The sequence below is a fragment of the Lactobacillus sp. UMNPBX1 genome (assembly GCF_002554085.1).
Classification (GTDB): domain Bacteria; phylum Bacillota; class Bacilli; order Lactobacillales; family Lactobacillaceae; genus Lactobacillus; species Lactobacillus crispatus.
The window spans coordinates 1-2,170 of the sequence record NZ_PCZI01000042.1; the positions used below are offsets into that span (position 1 = coordinate 1).

Annotated in this window: 1 protein-coding gene; it reads right to left on the reverse strand. The window is 47.4% G+C overall.

Features of this window, described 5'->3' with window-relative positions:
* Positions 1–264 precede the first annotated feature (264 nt).
* A complete protein-coding gene (locus CP352_RS10645; protein WP_089143613.1) occupies positions 265–2,016 on the reverse strand; it encodes a transposase in 1,752 nt (583 codons plus the stop codon).
* Between the last annotated feature and the right edge of the window lie 154 nt (positions 2,017–2,170).

Here is a 2,170-nt window from a genome sequence, read left to right on the forward strand (position 1 = left end):
TGCTAATTTCCCAGGATTTTACAACTCAAACCATACGGCTGACAGATTTTCTGCCAGCCGTATTTCTTTTATGCATGACTTTCCAGAAACGCGAGGATCTCAGCTTTGGTTCGGGTACTTTTATCAATAGCTTTTAGTAATTCCTCCTGCTCCCGGTGCTTCTTGAGTTCATAGAGAGCATCAAGCTTCCGTGACGCTTTATCGCAGCGCTCTTTAAGGCGCTGGAGTTGTTCTTCTGTTTGGGAGATCTCGGCTTCAATTGTCTTAATACTCTTCGTTCTCGGCATCTTCGTCATCGTCTTTCTGTTCTTCTGGCATTGCGGCGTTCTGAATGTCTTTTCCAATCAGTCTTGCCTGCGCCTTGATCCATTCTTCGTCCAGTCCAAAGGCGCCTAGTATTACTTTCTGGGTAGCCGTGACTGCGTGATCGAGCTTATAGTTGCCATTCGGCTGGCGTATCAGCTCAATCTTTTCGAGCTCTTTCAATGCCGAAGGTACGCTCAGGTAGTTAGGCTTGCCCGGCATTTCGGCTTTGCGCTTTCTCAAAAGCGTGTAGATTCTTGCACGGATTATCAAAGCGATGAATTGAATGAAGATCTTGGCTTCGGCTGCTTGACTGCTTGCGACTCTGAATGAGCGATTGCCAAGGAAGGTCTTATCACTGCCAAACAGCTTCTCTGAGATATCGCGGCTCTTGTAAAGGTTCAAGGCTTCAGAGGCTGTCATCTTTTCGGAGGTCACGATCGCGAAATAGCCGCACAGCTGCAGCTCTCGCTCGATTACATCTTCCCGTTCCTTGTAGCCATAGAACTTGTCTTTGTGGTAGGTGAGCTTGAAGTAGTGCTCGTATCGCTTTGGAAGCTTGTATTCTCTGCCTTTTATCTTGTCCATCTCGGCTTCCATTCTGTCCAGATCAGCTTCCAGTCTAGCCCGCTCGCTAGCCTGCTTCTTGGCCTTGTAGTAGATGTGGAAATAGCGGTCAGTGTCGTCATCCGCGTACAGCTTGGCTTTAACCGTCATGCCATAAGTCCGGTAAGCCTTGATGGAGCAGGCTCTCTTTGATTCGAATTCGCCCATGTGCTCCATGATCAAGCCGTGTACAAAGGAGGCCCTGCCTTTAACCATCATCACGAAATCATAGTCGCACGAGTCCATGAATTGGATGTTAGCCTTACTGAAGTATCCACGATCAAGGATGAAACCTATCTTCTTATAGCCGTAGCCGCGAATCTTCTCCAGCATGTATTTCAGCTGCGAGACATCCACGATACTGCCCGGGTAGCTCTCGTAAAGCAGGGGCTTCTCATTGGTCATATCGTAAGCAATCGAGTAGTTAATGATTGGCGCGCCAACGTCATTCTTAGGGTGACCGTATTCCGCCATCTCAATATCTCCAGCCTTGCAGTTCTTGTTGGTGGAGTCATAGGAAACGTAGATTTTCTCGTTCTTGTCGTGGGTGGCGTTCCAGCTGTTCAAGAAGTCGACCCTGTCATTGTCATCGATCTCGCGAATGAAGCGCGAGATTGTAGAGTCACTGTAGATCTTGTTCTGTGGCGTCATCAATGGATGGTTGTAGGCATAATCCGGGAAGTGCTGAGCCACGTTGCTTTCTGCGATAACTGAGTACGCGGCCAGGTCAAGGAGCAGTCCTTTCCCCCGATCATCCCAGCGCTTCAAGTGTTCAGCGAGCTTGTAGTCTTCAATAATTCGTCTGACTACGGAGAAGGCACCAATTCGGATACAGCTGCTTCTGGATTCATTGACCGGTTCAGCCGCCGTTCCTTCGGCGGGAATCTCAACATCAGGGAAGAATTTTTCGAAGTTGGGGTTAGGGAACATCATTCCCGGATGATCAGGGTCAGCTTTCCCAATGGTCGTTCTTCTGGCGACGTTGTATTTCTTCTCGGGAAGGTACTCTCTAGCATAAGTGTATTCGATGTAGGTAGTCTTACCCCGTTTATTTCTGGAAATTTTACCAGTATTCTTAGGAATATTAACCAGGCAGTTGTAGTACATGATGGCCTCCTTTGTTGAGTATGATATCATACTCAAATTATAACATAGAAAAGCACATCAATGCAAGCAAAGATGTGCTAAAAATACAGTATTTTTGCGGGTTTAGGGCACTTTCTCAGAGGACTTGAGTTTGATTGCTCTGGGAAGTTAGCAG